This is a genomic window from Amycolatopsis ultiminotia (assembly GCF_039536925.1).
In the GTDB taxonomy this organism is placed as follows: domain Bacteria; phylum Actinomycetota; class Actinomycetes; order Mycobacteriales; family Pseudonocardiaceae; genus Amycolatopsis; species Amycolatopsis ultiminotia.
The window spans coordinates 454,538-475,345 of sequence record NZ_BAAAZN010000005.1; the positions used below are offsets into that span (position 1 = coordinate 454,538).

At 70.2% G+C, this 20,808-nt stretch carries 20 protein-coding genes; 10 read left to right on the plus strand and 10 right to left on the minus strand.

Annotated elements, in window-relative coordinates:
- Positions 1-111: 111 nt before the first annotated feature.
- From ABD793_RS14790 to ABD793_RS14805, 4 genes are all read right to left on the minus strand, one after another.
- Positions 112-1,059 carry a zinc-binding dehydrogenase gene (locus tag ABD793_RS14790; RefSeq protein WP_344859988.1) on the minus strand — a complete coding sequence of 316 codons (948 nt, stop codon included), beginning with the start codon at positions 1,057-1,059 and terminating at the stop codon, positions 112-114.
- Positions 1,056-1,907, minus strand: coding sequence for an SCO6745 family protein (locus ABD793_RS14795; RefSeq protein WP_344859989.1), 852 nt, complete (start codon positions 1,905-1,907; stop codon positions 1,056-1,058). Before ABD793_RS14795 ends, ABD793_RS14790 begins: the two co-directional genes overlap by 4 nt.
- 81 nt (positions 1,908-1,988) lie before the next feature.
- Positions 1,989-3,005 (minus strand): S1 family peptidase, encoded by a 1,017-nt coding sequence (locus ABD793_RS14800; RefSeq protein ID WP_344859990.1) that lies wholly within the window; start codon positions 3,003-3,005, stop codon positions 1,989-1,991.
- 345 nt (positions 3,006-3,350) lie between these two features.
- A complete protein-coding gene (locus ABD793_RS14805) occupies positions 3,351-3,647 on the minus strand; it encodes a GNAT family N-acetyltransferase (RefSeq protein WP_344859992.1) in 297 nt (98 codons plus the stop codon).
- Positions 3,648-3,903: 256 nt separating this feature from the next.
- Between ABD793_RS14805 and ABD793_RS14810 the strand changes: the two genes are divergently transcribed.
- From ABD793_RS14810 to ABD793_RS14835, 6 genes are all read left to right on the plus strand, one after another.
- Positions 3,904-6,141 (plus strand): terpene synthase family protein, encoded by a 2,238-nt coding sequence (locus ABD793_RS14810; protein WP_344859994.1) that lies wholly within the window; start codon positions 3,904-3,906, stop codon positions 6,139-6,141.
- A 156-nt stretch (positions 6,142-6,297) separates the two neighbouring features.
- Entirely contained in the window at positions 6,298-7,089 is a 792-nt protein-coding gene (locus tag ABD793_RS14815; protein WP_344859996.1) for an MBL fold metallo-hydrolase, read from the plus strand.
- The gene (locus tag ABD793_RS14820) at positions 7,086-7,679 is read left to right on the plus strand and encodes a DedA family protein (RefSeq protein ID WP_344859998.1); all 594 of its coding nucleotides are present in this window, start codon (positions 7,086-7,088) and stop codon (positions 7,677-7,679) included. Before ABD793_RS14815 ends, ABD793_RS14820 begins: the two co-directional genes overlap by 4 nt.
- The gene (locus ABD793_RS14825; RefSeq protein ID WP_344860000.1) at positions 7,676-9,805 is read left to right on the plus strand and encodes a phage holin family protein; all 2,130 of its coding nucleotides are present in this window, start codon (positions 7,676-7,678) and stop codon (positions 9,803-9,805) included. Before ABD793_RS14820 ends, ABD793_RS14825 begins: the two co-directional genes overlap by 4 nt.
- Positions 9,802-10,047 (plus strand): glutaredoxin family protein, encoded by a 246-nt coding sequence (locus ABD793_RS14830; protein ID WP_344860002.1) that lies wholly within the window; start codon positions 9,802-9,804, stop codon positions 10,045-10,047. The genes ABD793_RS14825 and ABD793_RS14830 overlap by 4 nt, the downstream gene beginning before the upstream one ends.
- Positions 10,048-10,101: 54 nt before the next feature.
- Complete coding sequence (locus ABD793_RS14835) at positions 10,102-10,863, plus strand: class I SAM-dependent methyltransferase (RefSeq protein WP_344860004.1); 762 nt, start codon at positions 10,102-10,104, stop codon at positions 10,861-10,863.
- Here ABD793_RS14835 and ABD793_RS14840 read toward each other — a convergent pair.
- The 4 genes from ABD793_RS14840 to ABD793_RS14855 all read right to left on the minus strand — a co-directional run bounded on the left by ABD793_RS14840 (position 10,835) and on the right by ABD793_RS14855 (position 13,674).
- Entirely contained in the window at positions 10,835-11,629 is a 795-nt protein-coding gene (locus ABD793_RS14840) for a TetR/AcrR family transcriptional regulator (protein ID WP_344860203.1), read from the minus strand. The genes ABD793_RS14835 and ABD793_RS14840 overlap by 29 nt on opposite strands.
- Before the next feature lie 110 nt (positions 11,630-11,739).
- Complete coding sequence (locus tag ABD793_RS14845) at positions 11,740-11,934, minus strand: ferredoxin (RefSeq protein WP_344860006.1); 195 nt, start codon at positions 11,932-11,934, stop codon at positions 11,740-11,742.
- A gap of 16 nt (positions 11,935-11,950) precedes the next feature.
- Positions 11,951-13,162: a cytochrome P450 gene (locus ABD793_RS14850; RefSeq protein WP_344860008.1), complete on the minus strand. Its 1,212-nt coding sequence runs from the start codon at positions 13,160-13,162 to the stop codon at positions 11,951-11,953.
- A 296-nt stretch (positions 13,163-13,458) separates the two neighbouring features.
- A complete protein-coding gene (locus tag ABD793_RS14855) occupies positions 13,459-13,674 on the minus strand; it encodes a hypothetical protein (RefSeq protein WP_344860010.1) in 216 nt (71 codons plus the stop codon).
- Positions 13,675-14,210: 536 nt separating this feature from the next.
- Here ABD793_RS14855 and helR point away from each other — a divergent pair.
- Positions 14,211-16,400: an RNA polymerase recycling motor ATPase HelR gene (gene helR / locus ABD793_RS14860; RefSeq protein ID WP_344860012.1), complete on the plus strand. Its 2,190-nt coding sequence runs from the start codon at positions 14,211-14,213 to the stop codon at positions 16,398-16,400.
- Positions 16,401-16,430: 30 nt separating this feature from the next.
- Positions 16,431-16,925 carry a winged helix-turn-helix transcriptional regulator gene (locus ABD793_RS14865; protein WP_344860016.1) on the plus strand — a complete coding sequence of 165 codons (495 nt, stop codon included), beginning with the start codon at positions 16,431-16,433 and terminating at the stop codon, positions 16,923-16,925.
- 94 nt (positions 16,926-17,019) lie between these two features.
- On the opposite strand, the gene ABD793_RS14870 is transcribed toward ABD793_RS14865, so the two are convergent.
- Positions 17,020-17,655, minus strand: coding sequence for a TetR/AcrR family transcriptional regulator (locus ABD793_RS14870; RefSeq protein WP_344860020.1), 636 nt, complete (start codon positions 17,653-17,655; stop codon positions 17,020-17,022).
- 55 nt (positions 17,656-17,710) lie between these two features.
- Between ABD793_RS14870 and ABD793_RS14875 the strand changes: the two genes are divergently transcribed.
- Positions 17,711-18,472, plus strand: a complete 762-nt coding sequence (locus tag ABD793_RS14875; RefSeq protein WP_344860023.1) for an alpha/beta fold hydrolase — start codon at positions 17,711-17,713, stop codon at positions 18,470-18,472.
- Between the two features lie 36 nt (positions 18,473-18,508).
- Here the strand turns inward: ABD793_RS14875 and ABD793_RS14880 are convergent, their stop codons facing one another.
- A complete protein-coding gene (locus ABD793_RS14880; RefSeq protein ID WP_344860026.1) occupies positions 18,509-19,531 on the minus strand; it encodes a LacI family DNA-binding transcriptional regulator in 1,023 nt (340 codons plus the stop codon).
- 178 nt (positions 19,532-19,709) lie between these two features.
- Here ABD793_RS14880 and ABD793_RS14885 point away from each other — a divergent pair, with 178 nt between their 5' ends.
- Entirely contained in the window at positions 19,710-20,786 is a 1,077-nt protein-coding gene (locus ABD793_RS14885) for an ABC transporter substrate-binding protein (RefSeq protein WP_344860030.1), read from the plus strand.
- The last annotated feature ends 22 nt before the right edge of the window (positions 20,787-20,808 follow it).

A 20,808-nucleotide genomic window follows, 5' to 3' on the forward strand; every position in this document is an offset into this window, starting at 1 on the left:
ATGCAGCGGACAGCGAGCCACCCGCCTCGGACGCCGCACGTCGAGTCGCCCGATCACGCGATCGGCCTGATTCTCCCGCACCATCTGGACCAACACCTGCTCAGTCGCACCCTAGACGGCGACGTCCAGGACGAGCCGGCGTCCGTGTGTTTCGCCGCGTTCGATCCGGCGGTGGGCTTCCGCGGCCTCCGTCAGTGCCAGTCGCTCCACTGCGCGGGGGCGCAGGCCGCCGGTGGAAAACCGTTCGTTCAACGTCTTCGCGGCAGCGGCGAGTTCTCCGGCGGTGGCGTGCGAGATCGCGAACCCGACCACGGTCCGGTCGTGCATGTAGAGCTCACCTGCGGGCAGCACGGGCCGGCTGTGTGGACCGGCCAGCAGCACGATCCGGCCGCGCCAGGCCATTCGCGGCACTACCGCAGCGAGGTCGTTCGTGCCCGAGGTGTCCACGTACACGTCGATGTCGTCGGGCAGTTCGGCGTCGTGGTAGTCGAGTGCCTCGGCGGCGCCTAGCGCACGACAGTGTGCGAGGTCGCGGGCGGAAGCCGTGGCCACCACCCGTGCACCGGCGTTCGAGGCGAGTTCGATCAGCGCCGAGCCCACGTTGCCGCCTCCGCCTGCCACCAGCACGGTCTCGCCTGCCTGCAACCGGCCGTGCGGGTACAGCGCGAGAAAGGCGGTGGCCGCGGGATGCACCATCGCGACGAACTCGGCCGGATCCGCCCCGTCCGGCAGCCGGTACAGCCGATCGGCGGCCACCGCGACCCGGGTGGCTGCCGCACCCTGCCGTCCGCCGTGCCCGAGGCTGTTGCCCCAGACCGGCTCGCCCGCGGTGAATCCGCCGCCGTCCTGCGCGACCCGGCCCGCGAAATCCCGGCCCAGTACCAACGGCCACGGCCCGGGAACCGCAAACAGGCCACTGCGGACGAACGTGTCGACCGGATCGACCGCGCTCACCGCGACGTCGACCAGCACCGCACCCTCGGCAGGCACCGGATCGGGCAGCTCGCCGACGTGGATCTCGTCGGCCTGGCCCGGCCGACGCACATAGGCCGCTCTCATGGCCGGGCGGCCCCCATCGGATTGGTCACCGGCATCCCGCCGCCGTCCACGACCAGCCGGCTCAGCGGCGCCGCCAGCGCCAGCACCCGTTCCACGGCGGATGCGCCGAGCGTTTCGAGCGGATCGGCAGCGAGCCGGTCGGTGGTCTCCTCGACCGTGCGGCGCACGTCTTGGCCGGCCGTGGTGAGCCTGCCCTCGCGGTCGAACAGGCCGCGGGTGAGCAGTCCGCCGGTCGCCGCGTCCCATTCGCCGTCGGTCCAGCCGCGGGCCCGCTGGACGTGCTGCCGGGTGGTGGCTCCGGTGGCGATGTGCGTGAGGGCCGCCTCGAGGCCGGTGAGTTCGGCCGCCACGGCGGCCAGCACGTGCCCGTCGCCGCGGTGCTCGCGCAGCACGGTGGTCGCCAGCCACAATCGGGCCAGCGGACGGTCCGGCCGCGGCACCGCGCCCCATGCAGCGCCGAGCGGGCGACCGGCGAACCGGCAACCGTCGACGGCCGCTTCCAGCAACCGCACCAGCTCGTCCACCGAAGCCGCGCCGAGCAACCGGGTCAACGCCGTCTCGACCGCCTCGATCCGGGTGCGCAGCACCTCGCCTGGTGAGGCGAAGGTCCACGCGTCGGGCAGCGCGCGAGCGACCATCCGCGGGGCGAACCCGAAGAACATCGCCTCGACCGGCTCCGGACCGATCGGCCCCAACGGCGCGGAACGGCCCGCGAAGTACCCCATCCAGAAGCCGCGCAGTCCCACCGCCTTCGCGGCCTCGGCGGTTTCGGGTGCGAAATAGACCACGGCGTGCAGTGGCTCCAGCGCCGTCCAGAATTGCCGCGCCGGGCTCGGATTCGGCTCCATCCCGGTGACTCTAGGCCCGCCGAACGACCGCGGCCCGCCGTCCCCGGGAAGGGACGACGGGCCGCGACGAGACTGGCCGGCTCAGGCGAGCTCGAGGCCGTAGGACTGCAGTTCCAGGGTCAGCGGGTAGAAGTAGCTGGTCTCGGTGTCGCCACCGGACAGCGTGCCAAGGCCCTTCTCCCCGTCGAAGGCCGGACCGCCCGAGTCACCGTGGTCGGTCTTCGCGGTGGTGCCGAACTCGTGGTTGAGCACACCGACGTCGAAGTTCACCGACTCGTCGACCGAGGTGATCTCGCCGCTGCCGCCACCGGTGGTCTGGCCCTGCTTCTCGATCTGCTCACCGACGGTCGGCTCGGCCGCGCTGGTGATCTTCTGCCCGGTGTTGATCGCGCCCTCACCGGTTCCGTTCGGCCGGGTCAGCAGGCCCGAGTCGGCACCGGGGCAGTCGCTCTCCACGACCTCCGCACCGGAGACGTCACCGCCGGACCAGGTGCCGCCCTCGTTGGTGCAGTGGCCCGCGGTGAGCAGGAACGGGTCGCCGCCCTTGGTCACGTTGAAGCCGAGCGAGCAGATGACCTGGTCGTTGGTGATCGAGTCGCCGTCGGCGATGTAGGTCGCCAGCTTGCCGGTGCGGTGCTCGACCCGGGCGGCGTCGCCCAGTTTGGCCGCGGCCGCGGTGACCTTGTCCGCGGTGGCCTTCGAGGCGGCGTCGTAGATCTTCACCACGACCTGGTTGGTCTTGGTGTCGATGCCCCACGCGGTCTGCGGCACGTTCTTGACCGCGTCCATGCTGTTCTTCGCCGAGGTGAGCGCCTGGAAGCTGTACTTGACCGTCTTGGTGGCGAAGCCCGCCGCCTCGGCCTTGTCCTGCGCCGCGGCGTCGGTGACGTTGACGATCGCCTTGCCCCGGTCGAGGTAGATGCCGCCGTTGGCGGCGCCGAGGCTGTCGGCGACCTGGGTGGCCTGCGTGACGGCCTTGGCCTGCATCTGCGAGAACGCGAGCGGGCTCGCCGACGCGGTGTTGATGCACATACCCGCGGTGAGCGCCGCAGCCGAGAATGCCGTGAAACCGGCGATGAGCGTCTTCCGGGAAGTCATTGACTCTTCCTCCAGTTGGGCTCTGGTGGGGGGGACCGACCGACCCCGCGCATTCCGCACCACGCGCAGGGTGGACGCCTCACACCTTCGTTGCCCGGCAACCACCGCACTACCGACGAACGTTGGTTATTCACCACGATACCGGACAAAGCGGACCGCACCAGTGCCGTTCGGATCAGCCGCTCTGGGCCGAACAGCCTTGCCATGCCGACGAATGAGCCCGAGCCTCCCACGATCCGGAACCGGCAGACCGGCCCGCACCACTCACCCTCGACGCCCGCCCGTTCGGCCGATTGTGTTTCACCGTCCCTTGTGCACCCGTGCCGCGCAGCGTCCACAACGGACTCACCGGCTCGGCCACCGCACGTGGTCGGCGTACCCGTCGTTCTTGCGCAGATAGCCCGCGATGAACGGGCAGCTCGGCACGATCGTCTCGGCACGCGCCACCACGTCGTCCAGCGCCGCCGCGGCCAGTACCTTGGCCAGGCCACGGCCGGCGAACTCGTCGCCGATCTCGGTGTGCGTGAACACCGTCTCGCCCTCGCCGGGGGCGAATTCGGCGAACCCGGCGAGTTTCCCGTCGGCGTACAGCTCGTAGCGGTTCTCGTCGTCGTTGCGGACCACTCGGGTTCCTTCGCTCATCGCCACTCCTCGCACTCGGGGCGTCCAGCACAACACACCGGGCCGGACAAGGCTTCCCGGATGTCGGCTTGACCTCCACCGACGAGCGATCCGGCGACGTCCGGCACAGACCCTGCGGTGACCGCGGCTCGGCCGCACGGGCGACCCGCCGGCATCGTTGGGGTGGAGCGCCTGCGCGGGCCTTCCGCCGCCACCGCCGGGTCTGTTTGCCTCAACGGGTCCGCCGCCTACGACCACGGAAGGTCAGGGACCACGCGTGCAGCCGTTCGTTCTGCCCGAGTTCTACATGCCCTACCCGGCCCGGCTGAACCCGCAGCTGGAAGGCGCACGGGCGCACAGCAAGCAGTGGGCGTACACCATGGACATGATCGATGTGCCCCAGCACGGCACCGTCATCTGGGACGAGGAGGACTTCGACTCCCACGACTACGCGCTGTTGTGCGCCTACACCCATCCGGACGCGGGCGCAGCCGAACTCGACCTGGTCACCGACTGGTACGTGTGGGTGTTCTACTTCGACGACCACTTCCTCGAACTGTTCAAGCGCACCGGCGACATCGACCACGCCCGTGCGTACCTCGACCGGCTCGGCCGGTTCATGCCCGCCACCGGCGAGAGCACCGAAACGCCGGAGAACCCGGTGGAACGCGGGCTCGAGGACCTGTGGCACCGCACCGTCCCGCAGCGTTCGGCTGGCTGGCGGCGGCGGTTCCGGGAGAGCACCCGCAATCTGCTCGACGAATCGCTGTGGGAACTGGCCAACATCAACGAGAGCCGGGTTTCCAATCCGATCGAATACATCGAGATGCGCCGGAAGGTCGGTGGCGCACCGTGGTCGGCGAACCTGATCGAGCATTCGGTGCACGCCGAGGTGCCCGACGAGATCGCCGCGAAGCGTCCGATGGCGGTGCTGCGGGACTGCTTCGCCGACGCCGTGCACCTGCGCAACGACCTGTTTTCCTACCAGCACGAGGTGGAGGACGAGGGCGAGCTGTCCAACGGTGTGCTGGTTTTCGAGGAGTTCCTCGGCTGCACCACCCAGGAAGCCGCGGATGCGGTCAACGATCTGCTGACGTCGCGGCTGCACCAGTTCGAGCACACCGCGCTCACCGAGGTGCCCGCGCTGTTCGACGAGCACGCGGTGCACCCGGCCGGGCGGATGGCGACCTTCGCCTACGTCAAGGGCCTGCAGGACTGGCAATCCGGCGGCCACGAATGGCATCTGCGGTCCAGCCGCTACATGAACGAGGGCGCGCTCGATTCGCGGGGCGGTCCGGCACTGCCCGGCGGACCGTCCGGTCTCGGCACCTCGGCCGCGCGGATCTTCTCCTCGCTCGTCGTGACCGCACCGCAGCGGACTCGCGCGTTCACCCACCGGCCGTTCGAGAAGACCGGCCCGATCGACCCACCGGAGATCGCGATCCCGTTCCCGCTGCGGCTGAGCCCGCACCTGGACGCGGCGCGGGAGAACCTCGTCGAGTGGTCGCGGCGGATGGGCATCCTCGACGGCCCGGTGTGGGACGAACGCCGGCTGCGCGGGATCGACCTGCCGCTGTGCGGTGCCGGCATCCACCCGGACGCCTCCGCCGAGCAACTCGACCTCACCAGCGGCTGGCTCGCCTGGGGCACCTACGGCGACGACTACTACCCGGTGGTCTTCGGCACGACCGGGGATCTGCCTGCGGCAAAGGTGCTGACCGAGCGGTTCAAGCTGTTCATGCCGGTGCACGACGAGCCGGTGCCGCCACCGCTCAACGCGCTGGAGACGAGCCTCGCCGACCTGTGGCAGCGCACCGCCGGGCCGATGCGCACCGACGCGCGGCGGACGTTCCGCACCGCGATCGAGGTGATGACCGAGAGCTGGCTGTGGGAGCTGGTCAACCACACGCAGAACCGCATCCCCGACCCGATCGACTACGTGCAGATGCGCCGCCGGACCTTCGGTTCCGATCTGACCATGAGCCTCTGCCGGATCGGGCACGGCCGGTCCGTGCCGCCGGAGATCTACCGCACCCGGGTGATCCAGGCGATCGAGCACTCCGCGGCCGACTACGCCTGCCTGGTCAACGACGTGTTCTCCTACCGCAAGGAGATCGAGTACGAGGGCGAGCTGCACAACGCGGTGCTGGTGGTGCGCTCGTTCCTCGACGTCGGGCCGGACCGGGCGTTCGAGATCGTCGCCGGGCTGATCGCCGCGCGGCTGGCCGAGTTCCGGCATGCGGTGGACGTGGGCCTGCCCAGCCTGTTCGCCGATCACGGACTGGACGCCGACGCCCGTGCCACGCTCACCGGCTACGCCGAGGAACTGCGGAACTGGATGGCCGGGATCGTCAACTGGCACCGCGAGTGCGTGCGGTACACCGACGCGGAACTGGACCGGCTGGCCACGCCGTCGGCGCCGGGCCCGGCCGGACCCGGCGCGATCCCGTCCGGGCCGACCGGACTGGGCACCGGCGCACTGCGGATCCCGTCGGTGCGCCCGGCCGCCCGCTGAGGCTGGGCACCGAGCGCTCTCGCCGAGACCACGGTGTCGAGACCACGGTGTCGAGACGCAGGTGCCGAGACCCGGTGCAGTGGCCGGGGTCGCCCGGCGGGGTGCGACCGGCCACTCCGCCGGGCGTTTCCCGCCGTACCAGGTGATACTCGAGGTGTGAGCGGCCTGAACCTGCACTTCCTCGGTCACGCGAGCACGCGCGTGGAACTCGGTGGCCGGGTGGTGCTCACCGACCCGGTGCTCACCCGGTGGATCGGCCCGCTCACCAGGGTCGTGCCGCGTCCGGACATCGCGGCCTGGTCCGGGGTCGATCTGGTGCTGCTCTCCCACCTGCACGGCGACCATCTGCACCTCCCTTCGCTGAAGTTGCTCGGCAGGGACGCCCGGATCGTCGTTCCGCGCGGCGCGGGCGGCTGGCTGGCCAAACGCGGCTTCACCGGGGTCGAGGAGATCTCCCCCGGCGAGACCGTCACCGATGGCGAGCTGCGGATCACTGCGACCGAAGCGGTGCACTCCGGGCACCGATGGGGACCGCGGCTCACGCACGGGCCGCAAAGCACCGCCATCGGGTACCTGCTCGACGCCCCCGGCGAACGGGTCTACTTCGCCGGTGACACCGACCTGTTCCCCGGCATGGCGGATCTCGGCCCGGTCGACGTCGCGCTGCTGCCGGTGTGGGGCTGGGGCCCGAACCTCGGCCCCGGTCACCTCACGCCCGAACGCGCCGCCGAAGCGGCAGGCCTGCTGCGCGCACGCACCGCGGTGCCGGTGCACTGGGGCACCCTCGCCGTGCCGGGGCTCCACCGCACCGCACGGATGCGGCAGCTGCTCGTAGAGCCGCCGCGCGCGTTCGCCCACCACGTCGGCCGCGCCGGGCTGGCGACCGAGGTGCTGCACACCCGTCCCGGCGCCGACGTCCTGCTGCCCGCCCCCGAGGAGCGCGGGTGAACTGGACGGACCCGTCGGCGATCGGATATCCGGCGCTGTTCGGCGGGGTGCTGCTGGGCTCGGTGATCCCGATCGTGCCCACCGGTGCGGTGGTGGGTGCCGCGGCCGCGGTCGCGACGACCACCGACCACCTTTCGCTGCCGTTGGTCATCCTGCTGGCCGTGCTCGGCGCATACCTGGGTGACGTGCTCACCTTCGCCGTTCCCCGGTTCGGCAGCGAAGCGCTGCTGCGCTGGGTCGAACGACGGCAGCAGGCCGACCGGCTCGAGAAAGGCCGGGAGCAGTTCGCCCGCCGCGGCTGGCAGCTCGTGGTGATCGGCAGGCTGGTGCCCGCCGGGCGGATCCCGGTACTGCTGGCCGCGGGCACGCTGAGCTACCCGTGGCGCAAGTTCCTGCCCGCCGGTCTGGTCGCCTGTGTGCTGTGGGCGGTGGCCTACTCGCTGCTGGGCATCCTCAGCGGCGGCATCTTCGATTCGCCGCTGATCGCCACCCTGCTTGCCACCGTGCTGGTGCTGCTGGTGACCGTCACGACGACCGCGATCTCCAAACGGCGGCAGAAGACGGCGACGAAAACTGGAGGACATCAGTGACGACACCCGCTCCGGCGAAGGGCCGGTTGCTGCGCGGTGGCCGCGTCGTGGCGCGCGTGGTGCTGGTCTGGGCGGCCGTGGTCGGTGCGCTGCGGCTGCTCGACCGGTGGCTCGACGGGTTCGCCATGCACTCGTGGTGGCAGGCCACGGTGTGTGCGTTGATCCTCGGACTGCTCACCTCTGTGGTGTGGCCGCTCGTGGTGCGCGTGGCCTGGCCGATCGCGTACTTCACGCTCGGCGTCGGTACCTACCTCGTGCTCGGCGCCGCGACGCTGGCGATCCTCCAGGCCGTGCCGGGGGTCGAGCTGCACGGATTCTCCACGGCGGTCGTGCTCACCGTCGCGATGTCCGCCGTCGGCGCGGTGATCTCCAGTGCGCTGGCGGTGGACGAGGACGAGATCTTCTTCCGCCGGGCCGCGCGCCGTCGCCGCAAGCACGCCCCCGGCGCCGAGGTCGCCGACCAGCCGCCCGGCGTCCTGTTCCTCCAGATCGACGGGCTCGGCTACGACATCGTGCGCCGCGCGGTGCGGGACGGCGACATGCCGACGTTCGCCGCCTGGCTGAGCGAGGGCTCGCACACGCTCACCCGCTGGCACACCGACTGGAGTTCGCAGACCGGCGCCAGCGTCTGCGGGATCCTGCACGGCTCGAACCACGACATCCTCGGCTTCCGTTGGTACGAAAAGGATCGCGACCACGTGATGGCCTGCGCGCACCCGTCCGACTCGGCCGAGATCCAGCGGCGGCACACCAACGGCCGCGGGCTGCTCGCCGGTGACGGCGCGAGCCACGGCAACCTGTTCTCCGGCGACGCCGAGCACGTGAGCCTGACCATGAGTTCGGTCCCGGTGCTGGTCCCGCGCAAGCTGCGCGGAAAACACCACGACCGGGTCGGCGCCGGCTACCGCGCCTACTTCGCCAACCCGGTGAACGTCCTCCGCACCTTCGGCGTCGCGCTCATCGACGTGTTCCGCGAGCTGTCCGCGGCGGCGAAGCAGCGCCGGGCGGGCGTGATGCCGCGGATCCCGCGCGGCGGCTTCTACCCGCTGGCCCGGCCGGGCACCACGGTGATCGCGCGGGACGTGGTGGTGTCCGCGATCATCGGCGACATGCTGGCCGGACGACCGGTGGTGTACGCGGATTTCCTCGGCTACGACGAGGTCGCGCACCATTCCGGCATCGAACGGTTCGACACGCTGGAAGTGCTGCGGTCCATCGACCAGCAGTTCGCCCGGCTGCAGCGCGCGAGCAGGCTCGCGCCCCGGCGCTACCACCTCGTCGGCCTGTCCGATCACGGGCAGACCCAGGGCCAGGCGTTCGTGGACCGCTTCGGCGAGACGATGGAAGCGCTGGTCGGCCGGTTGTGCGGTGGGGCGCCGGTGGCCGAACCGGGCAAGCGGCGACAGGCGGAGAGCTGGCAGGTGAACGCCGCACTCGCGGAGGCGACGAACTCCGGCGGCCTGATCGCCCGCCGGCTGCGGGGGCGGGTGGAGGACGCCGAATGCGCGCACGACCGCCCGCGTACCACGAGCGGTTCCCCGGGTGAGGTCACGCGCGTGGCGCCCGGCGTGGTCGTGGTGGTGTCCGGGCATCTGGCGATGGTGTCGTTCACCGAGCACGAGGGCCGGGTCGAGCTGGAGACCATCGAGCACGAGTACCCGGATCTGCTGCCCACGCTGGTGGACCACGACGGGGTCGGGTTCATGCTGGTGCACAGCCGCGAGTTCGGTCCGGTGGTGCTGGGCCGGGACGGGCTCAAGCGGCTGTCCACCGGCGTGGTGATCGGCGAGGACCCGCTCACCGAGTACGGCCCGTACGCCGACGAGCTGATCACCCGCGTGGACACCTTCCCGCACTGCGCGGACATCATGATCAACAGCCGCTACGACCCGGAATCGGACCAGGCTTCGCCGTTCGAGCGGCACGTCGGCTCGCACGGCGCGCTCGGCGGACCGCAGCAGCGCGGGTTCATCCTGCACCCCAAGGACTTCCCGGCGCCGGATGAGCCGGTGGGCGCGGAAGCCGTGCACCGGGTGTTCCGCGACTGGCTCTCCTTCCTCGGCCACCCCGAACCCGGGACGGCCGAGGAGAAACCCGCACCCGTCCCTTCGGAGGTCGCGTCATGAACGCTCCACAACCGGTCGTCTACGGCACGAGCTGGTGTCCCGACGTGAAACGCAGCCGCGCGCTGCTCGACGTAACCGGCGTCGCCTACGACTACGTGGACGTCGAAGAGGATGCTTCGGCCGAGAAGCTGGTGCGGGAACTGCAGGACGGCGAGCGGCGCATCCCGACCATCGTCTTCCCGGACGGCACGCACCTGGTGGAGCCGGGCGACGACGAACTGACCGCGCACCTGTCCCGGTGACCGGGTGGTGAAATCGGCTCGCGTGTTCCGCCGGATGCTGTGACGATCGGGCGCATGACGCGTTCCTTCGACGATCTGGTGACCGAAGCGGCTTCGGTGTCCGTGGCAGGCTGGGACTTCTCGTGGCTCGAGGGCCGGGCCACCGAACAACGGCCGTCGTGGGGCTACCAGCGGTTGCTCGGTGACCGGCTCGCGACCGTCGAGTCCGCATTGGACATCCAGACCGGCGGTGGCGAGGTGCTGGCCGGGGTACCGGCGCTGCCGTCGCGGACCGTCGCCACCGAGTCCTGGCCGCCCAACATCGCGAAGGCCGCCGCCCTGCTGGCGCCGCGTGGCGTGGCCGTGGTCGAGGACTCCGACGAGCCGCCGCTTCCGTTCGGGGACAACGGGTTCGACCTGGTTTCGAGCCGGCATCCGGTCACCGTGTGGTGGGACGAGATCGCCCGTGTCCTGCGGCCGGGCGGTCACTACCTGTCCCAGCAGGTCGGCCCGGCGAGCGTGTTCGAGCTGGTGGAGTACTTCCTCGGCCCGCAACCGGCACAGGTGCGCGGGAAACGACATCCGGACGAGGCGCGCGCGGGCGCCGAACGCGCCGGTCTCGAGGTGACCGACCTGCGGTTCGAGAAGCTGCGCACGGAATTCTTCGACGTCGGTGCGGTGATCTACTTCCTGCGCAAGGTGATCTGGATGGTGCCGGGCTTCACCGTGGCAGCTCATCTGCCGCGGCTGCGCGAGCTCCACCAGCAGCTGCAGGACGGGCCGTTCGTCGCCACCACCACGCGGTTCCTCATCGAGGCGCGGAAGCCTCGCGGGTGAGTGCGGCCGCGATGCCGTCCGCGAGGAGCTCCACCCCGGCTTCCAGGCTGAGTCGCGCCTCGTGCTCCAAATAGGGCACCTGCGCGGGCGGCGGACCTGCATCCTCGCCCAGCCTCGCCACCTGCGGGTACCGGGTCACCAGATCGGGCACGAGTTCGGCCAGCACCGCCGAACGCGAACGCCACCAGTCCTCATCGGACAGTCCGGTTTCCCGTGCCGCCTGGCGTGCTTCCGCGGCGATCTGCACCGCGCCGCGGACCACGGTGAGCAGAGTGCTGACGATCCGGCGCACCCGCGCGGCCGGCAGACCGGTGGTGAACAGCACCCGCAGCACGATCTCCTGCATGCGGAATTCCCCCGGCCCCAGCACCGGCCGGGCCGGGGAGACCTGCAGCAGCCACGGGTGCCGCAGATGGAACGTCCACAGCTCGTGCGCCAGCTCGCTCAGCGCGGGCCGCCAGCCGCCGGTCAGGTCGTAGTCCTCGCGCAGTTCGCCGAGCACGTGGTCGTCCATCAGGTCGATCAGCTCGGTCTTGCTCGGCACGTAGGTGTAGAGCGCCATCGCGGTGCGCCCGAGCCGCTCCCCCACCGCGCGCATCGACAGTGCGGCCATCCCCTCGGCGTCCGCGATTTCCACCGCCGCGCGCACGATGCGGTCCACACTCAGCGCCGGTTTCGGTCCCGGCGCGGTACGTGGTCCGGTTCCCGCGCGCCACAACAGCTCCAGCGAACGGCGGGCGTCACCCTGCCCGGCGAACACGACCACTGGCTGCTCCTCGCAGGCTGTCCGGACCATCTCCGTACAGCCTAAAGGATCGCACCGACGGACGTCACCCCGCCACCTCGTGTCCACAGTGGAGTGACGTCCGCACGCGGTCAGCTCTCCAGTTCGATGGCGAGCGCCGGGCAGAGCTGCGCCGCCTCCCGCACCCGGCCGTGCAGATCCTCCGGCGGTTCCTCCTCCAGCAGCACGACGATGCCGTCGTCCTCACGCTGGTCGAACACCTCCGGCGCGACGAGCACGCACTGTCCCGCGCCGACGCAGCGGGACTGGTCCACGACCACCTTCATCTCGGCCACCGTCCTTTCACCAGGTCACCGGGAGTTCGTGCACCCCGTAGACCACCATGTCGTGCTTGAACGCCACCTCGTCCAGCGGAACCGCCAGCCGAAGCGTGGGAATCCGCCGGTAGAGGGTGCTGTAGACCACCTGGAGCTCGACCCGCGCGAGCGGCTGGCCGAGGCACTGGTGCACGCCGTAGCCGAACGCGACGTGGTGGCGTGCCTTGCGGGTGACGTCGAGCTTGTCCGGATCGGGGAACTGGGTGGCGTCGCGATTGGCGATGTCCCCGGCTGCGATCAGGCCGTCACCCTTGCGGATGCGCTGCCCGGCGACCTCGATGTCCTCCAGCGCGACCCGCCGCCGTCCGGTGTGCACGATGGTGAGGTAGCGCAGCAGCTCCTCCACCGCGTTGGCCACGAGCTTGGGGTCACCGTCGCGGACCGCGGCGAGCTGGTCCGGGTTCTGCAACAGTGCGGTGGTACCGAGAGCGATCATGTTCGCGGTCGTCTCGTGGCCGGCGACCAACAGCAGCTGACCCATCGACGCGACCTCGTCCACGGTCATCGCGCCGGTGGCGACCTGCTCCACCGCAAGCCTGCTCAACACGTCGTCGCCGGGGTCGTCGAGCTTCTGCTTCACCAGGTCGCCGAGGTAGCCGAGCAGCTCCTCGGTCGCAGCCATCGATTCCTCGACCGTCGAGTCCTTGGAAATCAGGACCTTGCTGATGCGGTGGAAGAAGACGCGGTCGGCGTAGGGCACCCCGAGCAGCTCGCAGATGACCAGCGAGGGCACCGGCAGCGCGAAGGCCTGCACCAGATCGGCGGGCTTCGGGCCGGCCAGCATCTGGTCGATCAGGTCGTCCACGATCTTCTGGATCCGCGGCCGCAGCCGCTCCACCTTGCGCACCATGAAGTCGCCGGTCAGCAGCCGGCGCTGGGCGGCGTGGTCCGGATCGTCCATGCCGATGAACGCCTTGGTCCGGCGACGGCGGGCCGCGATCCCGGGCGACTGCGCGGGATACCCGTCCTTCGCCACATCGGCACTCACCCGTGGATCGGCGAGCACTTCACGGACGTCGTCGTAGCGCGTGAGCAGCCACGGCTCGCTGCCGTCCCAGATCTTCACCCGGGACACCGGCTCATCCTGCAGCCGGCGGGCGAGCTCCGGCGGCGGGTCGAACGGGCAGCGTCCTCGCGCCATCGGGTAGTCGGGCGCGTCGGACAGAGCCTCCGACATCTTGCCTCCTACAGAGAGTCACCAAACGATTGTTCGGGTACTTACTGAACAGATGTTAGGGATCCTGGTGAAGCCGTGGCCACCACCTGCGGTCAAGATCACCGGGACGGCGCAGCGCCGGCCGGGCGAATCGGGAAAAACGCCCGTGGCTCAAGCGAAACGAGATCGACGATGGACCGCACGGGCGCCACGGGGCGTACTGCGTGGCGGGGTTGCGGGGTTGCGGAGTTGCGGGGTTGCGGGGTTGCGGGGTTGCGGAACAGGACGACCCTGCCCGTACACACCGACGAACGCGATCACCCCAGCTCGTCCGGCGGACACCCGGAGCGGACACCGCCGTCGGCACAACAGGCGAACGCAGCGGCGAGCAGATCCAGCACCTCGACCAACGGTCCGGTCGCTCGGACACCGGGCGTACTGCTGGCGCCGTTCGCCGCCACCAGCCGGCAGTGCCCGAAGTTGTCGATGGCAAACCAGCAGTACGCGTGGATCAGCACGCGGACACGACCCACCACGCCAACCCGGACGACGTAGCGGCCCCCTCCATCGCGGCACACAGCCGGGCGAACTCGTACCCGGCCGACCCCGCGAACTCGCACCGGGTCGGCCCCGCGGCACGGTCGGTGAAGTACCGGTAGATCCCGACCGAGGCAATCCCGACGGCCCCGACGCCGCCGACGCCGCCGACGCGGCCGCGAACAGTCAACCCGCGCCCGTCGAACCCGGACAACAGCCAGCCGGCCGCGTCAAGGATTTCCCCACACAGCCGCCCCCGGTTACGCGCGCGGGGAGCGCTGACCTGGACCTCTTCCGAAATATTTCTGCTGCTTCACCCCACCCGCGGCCCCGCCCAATCGACACCGCCGATCCAGTCCGCCCAACCAGACCGTCCCCACCATCCATTGAGGACTCTCACGTCCACGCGGGCCCGGCAACGACACGAACCCAGTCACTTGACATCAGGTGGACAATAAAAAATCGGCGTGCCTTCCACTCGAAAATGGGATACCCGCCGAACTGTCACCAGTGTAGCCGCTGCGAGGGGTACGTGTCAAATCAGGAGCACGAGAACGAATTGCAGTCCGAGCGGGCGTACGTCGCCGGGCTCTACCGACGGCTCGACGGGGAGCGGGCGCGGGTTCGGCGGGAGTATGAGCAGGCACTGGGCGACAACGGTGGCACACCGCTGGAACGGGACGTCCGGGTGCGCTCGCTCGACCGCGAGCGGGCACGTCTGGACGTGGCCGACAACGGGTTGTGTTTCGGCCGGCTGGACGCCGTTTCCGGGGAGCATTCCTACATCGGCCGGATCGGGCTGTTCGATCAGGAAAACGACTACGAACCGGTCCTGCTCGATTGGCGGGCGCCGGCGGCGAGGCCATTTTACACCGCGACCGGTGCGACACCGGAGAACATGCGCAGGCGGCGGCAGTTCCTGACTCGCGGGCGCACTGTCGTCGATTTCACCGACGAGGTTTTCGGCCATCCGGAAAGCGCCGAACACGGAGACGCCGCACTGCTCGCGGCGGTCAACGCAGCACGCGGCGAGGGAATGCGGGACATCGTCGCGACCATCCAGGCCGAGCAGGACGAGATCATCCGGCACGACCATCCGGGCGTACTGGTGATCGAGGGCGGACCCGGCACCGGCAAAACCGTGGTGGCACTGCATCGCGTCGCCTATCTGCTCTACACCCGGCGGGAACGGATGGAACGCCACGGGGTGCTCGTGATCGGGCCGAATCCGGCGTTCCTGAACCACATCAGCCGTGTGCTGCCGTCGCTCGGCGAGACCGACGTGGTGTTCCTGACCCCGGGCGAGCTCGTGCCCGGCCGCCACATCACCGCCGAGGACACGCCGGAAGTGGCGCGGTGCAAGGGATCGCTGAAGATGCTGGACGTGCTTTCCGCGGCAATCGCCGATCGGCAGCGGCTGCCGGAAGAACCCGTGCCGATCGGCTTGGGCGACGTCACGGTCCGGATCGACGCGGAGACCGCGGAGTGGGCAAGAGACGAGGCACGGGCCAGCGGCCTGCTGCACAACGAGGCCCGCTCGGTGTTCGTCGAAATCGTCGCCTACGTGCTCACCGAACGGGCCATCGCCAGGATCGGCCGGGACTGGCTGACCCGCGAAGACCGCGAGAGCTGGGAAGAACTCCGGCAGAACCTCCTCGGCCAGCTGGCGGGTGACGTGCAGTTCACCGCCGCCATCGAGCAGCTGTGGCCGATCCTGACCCCGGAATCCCTGCTCTCGACGCTCTACACCGGCCCGGAACGGCTGCGCGCGGCAGGCGCGGACCCGGCACTGCTGCGCGCCGACGGCGAAGCTTGGACGGTTTCCGACGTCCCGCTGCTCGACGAACTGGTCGACCTGCTCGGCGCCGTCCGGAAGCCGGCCGGACAGGATGCCGAAGAGGCGCGGCAAGCCGCGTACGCCTCCGGGGTACTGGAGATCCTGCACACCGAGCGCCAGGATCTGATGGACGACGAGGACCACCTGCTCGCCCAGGACCTGCTCCACGCCGGCGACCTTGCCGAGCACTTCGTCGAGCGCGACACCAGGGACCTGGCCGAACGGGCCGCCGCGGACCGGGACTGGACCTACCGGCACGTGGTCGTCGACGAGGCACAGGAGCTGTCCGAAATGGACTGGCGAGTGATCATGCGGCGCTGCCCCGCACGGTCCTTCACCGTGGTCGGGGACCTCGCCCAGCGCCGTTCGGCGGCGGGTGCGCGGTCGTGGGGCGAAATGCTGGAGCGGTACGTGCCCGGCCGCTGGGTCTACCGGTCGCTGTCGGTGAACTACCGGACGCCGTCGGAAATCATGACCGTCGCCGCGGCCGTGCTCGCCGGATTCTCCCCTGAGGTGCAGCCGCCGGATTCGGTTCGCGCCTGCGGGGTCCAGCCGTGGTCGCGGCAGGTCGACGAGGACGAGATGTCCGCGGCCATCGAGGAATTCGTCAGTACCGAGGCGGGCCGGGAAGGCACCAGCGTGGTGATCGGGCCGCCGGGGGTGGCCGAGGCGGTGTCGCCGGCGGAGACGAAAGGCCTGGAGTTCGACGCCGTGCTGGTCGTGGAACCGGAGAGGATTCTCGCCGACAGTCCCCGCGGCGCAGCCGAACTCTACGTCGCACTGACCCGTGCCACGCAGCGGCTCGGCGTCCTGCACCGGGATCCGCTGCCGCCGGCACTGCGCGGGCTCACGCCGCTGGTGGCAGCAGCCGATGCCGCAACCTAGGCTTGTCCATCGCAAGTCAGGAGGCCGCGAATGGGACGACGGGACAGCTGGACGGGCGCGCCCTGCCCGGTCGCGCGGGGCGCCGACGTGCTGTGCGACCCGTGGACGATCGTGATCCTGCGGGATGCGCACGCGGGCTTGACGCGGTTCGACCAGTTCCGCGAGAAGCTCGGTATCGCGGACAACGTGCTGTCCACGCGACTGGGCCGGATGGTCGAAACCGGACTGCTCGCCAGGGTGCCCTATCGCGAACACGGGCGCACCCGGCACGAGTACCGGCTCACCTCGGCCGGGGCGGACACCCTGCCGGTGATCCACGCGGTGGCGCACTGGGGCGGCGCGCACACGTCGTCCCCCGCCCCGGCCGAGCCGATGCGCCTGGTGCACCTGCCGTGCGGGCAGGACACCCGGCCCGGCCCGTCCTGCGACCACTGCGGCGCCGAACTACAACGCGACGACCTGCACCGGGTCGAAACCTGGCGCTACGGCATCGACGCACCGCTGGCGGAGCCGGTCACCCCATAGTCGGCGCGGTCCGTGCGTCGACGATCCCTCGCGATCCCCGGTCACCAGCCCGAAATCACGCGACCGTGCCGATCGGCAGCCACGTCCTCGGCCATCACGACCGGACCTCGCCGTCGGCACCGGCTTCGGCACACAACGCCCGCCGCCACTGCCCCGCCACGGCGCCGCTGAGCCGCTCGGTGTCGACCGCGTCCGGGTCCAGCAAGCGTTGCAGCCCGATGCCGCGTACCTGTCCCAGCACCGCGACCGCCACGTCGCGGGGCACGAGGTCCGCCCGCATCGTGCCGTCGCGCAGCCCGGCTTCGACGTCCCCGCTCAGCTCCGCGCGGAATGCTTCGTCCCGCTCCCGGAACGTCCCGGAAAGCTCGGCCGCGGTAGCCGCTTCGGCCCACAGCAACAGAAACGCCCGGCCGTTCACCCCATCCCTGCCGAGTTCGCGCACGTACCCCTCGATCAGGAGCACCAGACGGTCGAGCCCCGGCGGCACGTCACCGATCCCCGGGACGAACCCGCCTTGGCTGGCCTTCGCCAGCGCGTCGAGCAGCGCCTGCTTCGAGCCGAAGTGGTGGGTGACGATCCCCCGGCTGTATCCGGCACGCTCGCCGACGCGGGCCAGGGTCACCGCTCGCACCCCGGACTCCACCACCAGCTCCGCAGCCGCGGCGAGCAGTGCGGCTCCCGTGGTGGTCCGCCGTTGTTCCTGGGTGCGACGCGGCGATTCGGCAGGCATACCGGTCAGCATACAAACTTGCGTGTTGACTAACAAGTATGTGAGGATGCTTCGCATGCCCACTGTGTTCGTGAACGGCAACCCGGAGAGCGCTGCGATCTGGGATCCGCTGTGCGCCCAGCTGGACCGCGCCGATGTGCTGCGCCTGTCCCCGCCCGGTTTCGGCGCACCCATCCCGGACGGGTTCGGCTGCACCGCATCCGACTACCGGGACTGGCTCGTCGCGGAACTGACTGCGCTCGGTGAACCGGTCGACCTGGTCGGCCACGACGTCGGCGGCAGCACCGTCCTGTCCGTCGCCATGGCGCGGCCGGACCTGCTGCGAACCTGGGCCAGCGATGCACTGGGCCTGTTCGATCCCGACTACGTCTGGCACGAGCTGGCCCGGCTGTGGCAAACCGCAGGGGCAGGCGAGAAATCCGTCGCGGAACTACTGGGCGGCACACTCGAGACGCGCACCGAGCGGATGGTCGGCCGCGGCATCGACCGGCCGGTCGCCCAGCGCATTGCCGCCGCGCAGGGGCCGGAAATGGGACGGGCCATCCTCGCCCTGTACCGGTCGACGGCCCAACCGGCGATGGCCGAACGCGGCAAGGACCTGCCCGCCGCCGCGGCCCGTCCGGGACTGGCGATCGTCGCCACCGAGGACCCGTTCGGCGGAGGCCCGGTCCGGCACCGTCGTTCCGCCGCCAGGGCCGGCGCCGAGGTCGCCACGCTCCACGGGCTCGGCCACTGGTGGATGGTGCAGGATCCGGTCCGCAGCGCCGGTGTCCTCACCCGGTTCTGGGCCGAACCCGGTTCCGCCCCGACGGTTTAGCCCTCACCCGGCACCCCGGCGAGGTGTTCACCGCGCTCACCGGCCGGCCGGTGAGCTGACCCCGGCGGTGCTTTCCCGGATCTCCAAGGAAAACGGCGGCTGCACCTCGCGCGGCGAGGCGTTCTCGGTGCCGATGATCCGGCCGTTGACCAGGTCGATCGCGGCCTCCGCGATGGCCGCCTTGTCCGGCGAAATGGTGGTGAGCGAGGGCAGGCTGAACGCGCTCTCCTCGGTGTTGTCGAACCCGACGATGGCGATGTCCTCGGGCACCCGCAGACCGCGTTCGGCCACCGAGCGCAGTGCACCCACGGCCAGCAAATCGTTGAAGCAGAACACCGCGTCCGGCGGTTCCGGCAGCGACAGCAGCCGCTTCATCGCGGCTGCCCCGTTCGCGCGGTGGTACTTGTCCGCCGGCTCCATCAGGGAGTCCACAACGGACAGACCGGCGTCGGTGAGCGCCGCGGTGTACCCGGCGACACGCAGCGACGCGGTTCCTCGCCGGGGATTCACGCCGATCGCGGCAATCCGCCTGCGGCCAAGGGAAACCAGGTGCGAGACCGCGGAGTGCGCCGCCTGCACGTTGTCGATCGCCACCCGGTCCAGCTCCACGTCCACCGCGTGCTCACCCAGCAGCACCATCGGGATTCCCATTCCCGGATCAGGGAAATCCCCCGCTTCGAGGGCTTCCGGGTGCACCAGCGCACCGTCCACCAGATGCGGGCCGAGGGAGTCCACAGTGGCCCGTTCCCTGGTCCGGGTTCCTTGCGTCTGCTCGATCAGCACACTCCAGCCCCGCCGCTGCGCCGCGGTGATCACCAGCCCGGCCAGCTCGCCGAAGTACGGGATGCTCAGTTCCGGCACCATCAGCGCGAGAAAACCGGTACGGCCGCGGCGCAGGTTGCGCGCGCCGACGTTCGGCCGGTAACCGGTCGCGGCCAGCGCCTCCTCGACCCGCCTGCGGTTCTCCGGCTTCACGAACGCGTACCCGTTGACCACGTTCGAGACGGTCTTCACCGAAACGCCCGCCAGCGTCGCGACGTCCTTGAGTGTCACGGCCACGCCGACTCCCTCCGCTCCGACCGACGCCCACGACGAGCCCGGCGGACACGAAGTGTAGCGACGTTTTGCCTGTTTACAACGTTGTTCCAACGATGTAAAAATGGCGCGAGCTCCCCGGGGTGACTGCGGTCACGCCGGTGAGCGGATCACCTTAGTCATCCGCTGTGAGGAGTCCGCCGTGTCCCCGACTGTCCCTGTCCGCCTGGCCCTCGTCGTCGGCGCCGCCGCGACACTGGCGCTGGCCGGCTGCACCAGCCGCGAGGAATCGTCCTCGGCGCCCAGCGACGGGGCCGGTCCGGCGGCGTCGGCCGCATCCGAGGCGCCGAGCGCCGACGGCTGCACGCTCGCCAAGACCGGTTACCCCAAGGTCGACCTGAAGAACGCGATCATCGGCTTCTCCCAGTCGGAGAAGGAGGCCAACCCGTTCCGCATCGCCGAGACCCAGTCCATCCGGAGCGAGGCCGCGAAACTCGGCATCCCGGCAAACCACCTGCTCACCACGAACGCGCAGAGTGACCTGAACAAGCAGGTCAGCGACATCAAGTCACTGCTCGACCGCGGTGCGCAACTGCTCATCGTCGCACCGCTGAACTCCGACGGCCTGCAGCCCGCGCTGGACGCCGCGAAGGCGAAGAAGGTCCCGGTCGTCACCGTCGACCGCCAGGTGAGCTCGAAGGCGTGCACCGACTACCTGACCTTCATCGGCTCCAACTTCGTGGAACAGGGCCACCGCGCGGCCGCCGCGCTCGCGAAATCCACCGGAGGCAACGGAAAGGTCGCGATCCTGCTCGGCTCGTCCGGCAACAACGTGACCACCGACCGCACCCAGGGCTTCAAGGACGAGCTGAAGAAGACCCCCGGCCTCACCGTGGTCGCCGAGCAGACCGGTGACTTCGACCGCTCCAAGGGCCAGTCGGTGACCGAGCAGCTGATCCAGAGCCACCCCGACCTCACCGCGGTGTACTCGGAAAACGACGAGATGGGCATCGGCGCGGTCAATGCGCTGAAGACCGCGGGCAAGAACCCCGGCAAGGACGTCAAGGTCGTCTCCGTGGACGGCACGCGCAACGCCGTGCAGCTGATCGTCGACGGCAGCTACAACGCGGTGATCGAGTCCAACCCGCGGTTCGGGCAGCTGGCGTTCCAGACGCTGCAGCAGTTCGAGGACGGCAAGCCGATCGCGCCGAGCATCGTGATCACCGACGACGCCTACGACGAGTCGAACGCGGCGCAGAAGGTCGGGAACGCCTTCTGAGTACCGGCACAGACCAGTACGG

What these genes read in the sequence shown, in the direction of transcription:
- ABD793_RS14800 (WP_344859990.1), bottom strand. Translation starts at nt 3,005, where the DNA reads ATGACTTCCCGGAAGACGCTCATCGCCGGTTTCACGGCATTCTCGGCT.
- ABD793_RS14870 (WP_344860020.1), bottom strand. Translation starts at nt 17,655, where the DNA reads ATGCCTGCCGAATCGCCGCGTCGCACCCAGGAACAACGGCGGACCACC.
- ABD793_RS14850 (WP_344860008.1), bottom strand. Translation starts at nt 13,162, where the DNA reads ATGTCGGAGGCTCTGTCCGACGCGCCCGACTACCCGATGGCGCGAGGA.
- ABD793_RS14830 (WP_344860002.1), top strand. Translation starts at nt 9,802, where the DNA reads ATGAACGCTCCACAACCGGTCGTCTACGGCACGAGCTGGTGTCCCGAC.
- ABD793_RS14835 (WP_344860004.1), top strand. Translation starts at nt 10,102, where the DNA reads ATGACGCGTTCCTTCGACGATCTGGTGACCGAAGCGGCTTCGGTGTCC.
- ABD793_RS14875 (WP_344860023.1), top strand. Translation starts at nt 17,711, where the DNA reads ATGCCCACTGTGTTCGTGAACGGCAACCCGGAGAGCGCTGCGATCTGG.
- ABD793_RS14845 (WP_344860006.1), bottom strand. Translation starts at nt 11,934, where the DNA reads ATGAAGGTGGTCGTGGACCAGTCCCGCTGCGTCGGCGCGGGACAGTGC.
- ABD793_RS14805 (WP_344859992.1), bottom strand. Translation starts at nt 3,647, where the DNA reads ATGAGCGAAGGAACCCGAGTGGTCCGCAACGACGACGAGAACCGCTAC.
- ABD793_RS14790 (WP_344859988.1), bottom strand. Translation starts at nt 1,059, where the DNA reads ATGAGAGCGGCCTATGTGCGTCGGCCGGGCCAGGCCGACGAGATCCAC.
- ABD793_RS14865 (WP_344860016.1), top strand. Translation starts at nt 16,431, where the DNA reads ATGGGACGACGGGACAGCTGGACGGGCGCGCCCTGCCCGGTCGCGCGG.
- ABD793_RS14795 (WP_344859989.1), bottom strand. Translation starts at nt 1,907, where the DNA reads ATGGAGCCGAATCCGAGCCCGGCGCGGCAATTCTGGACGGCGCTGGAG.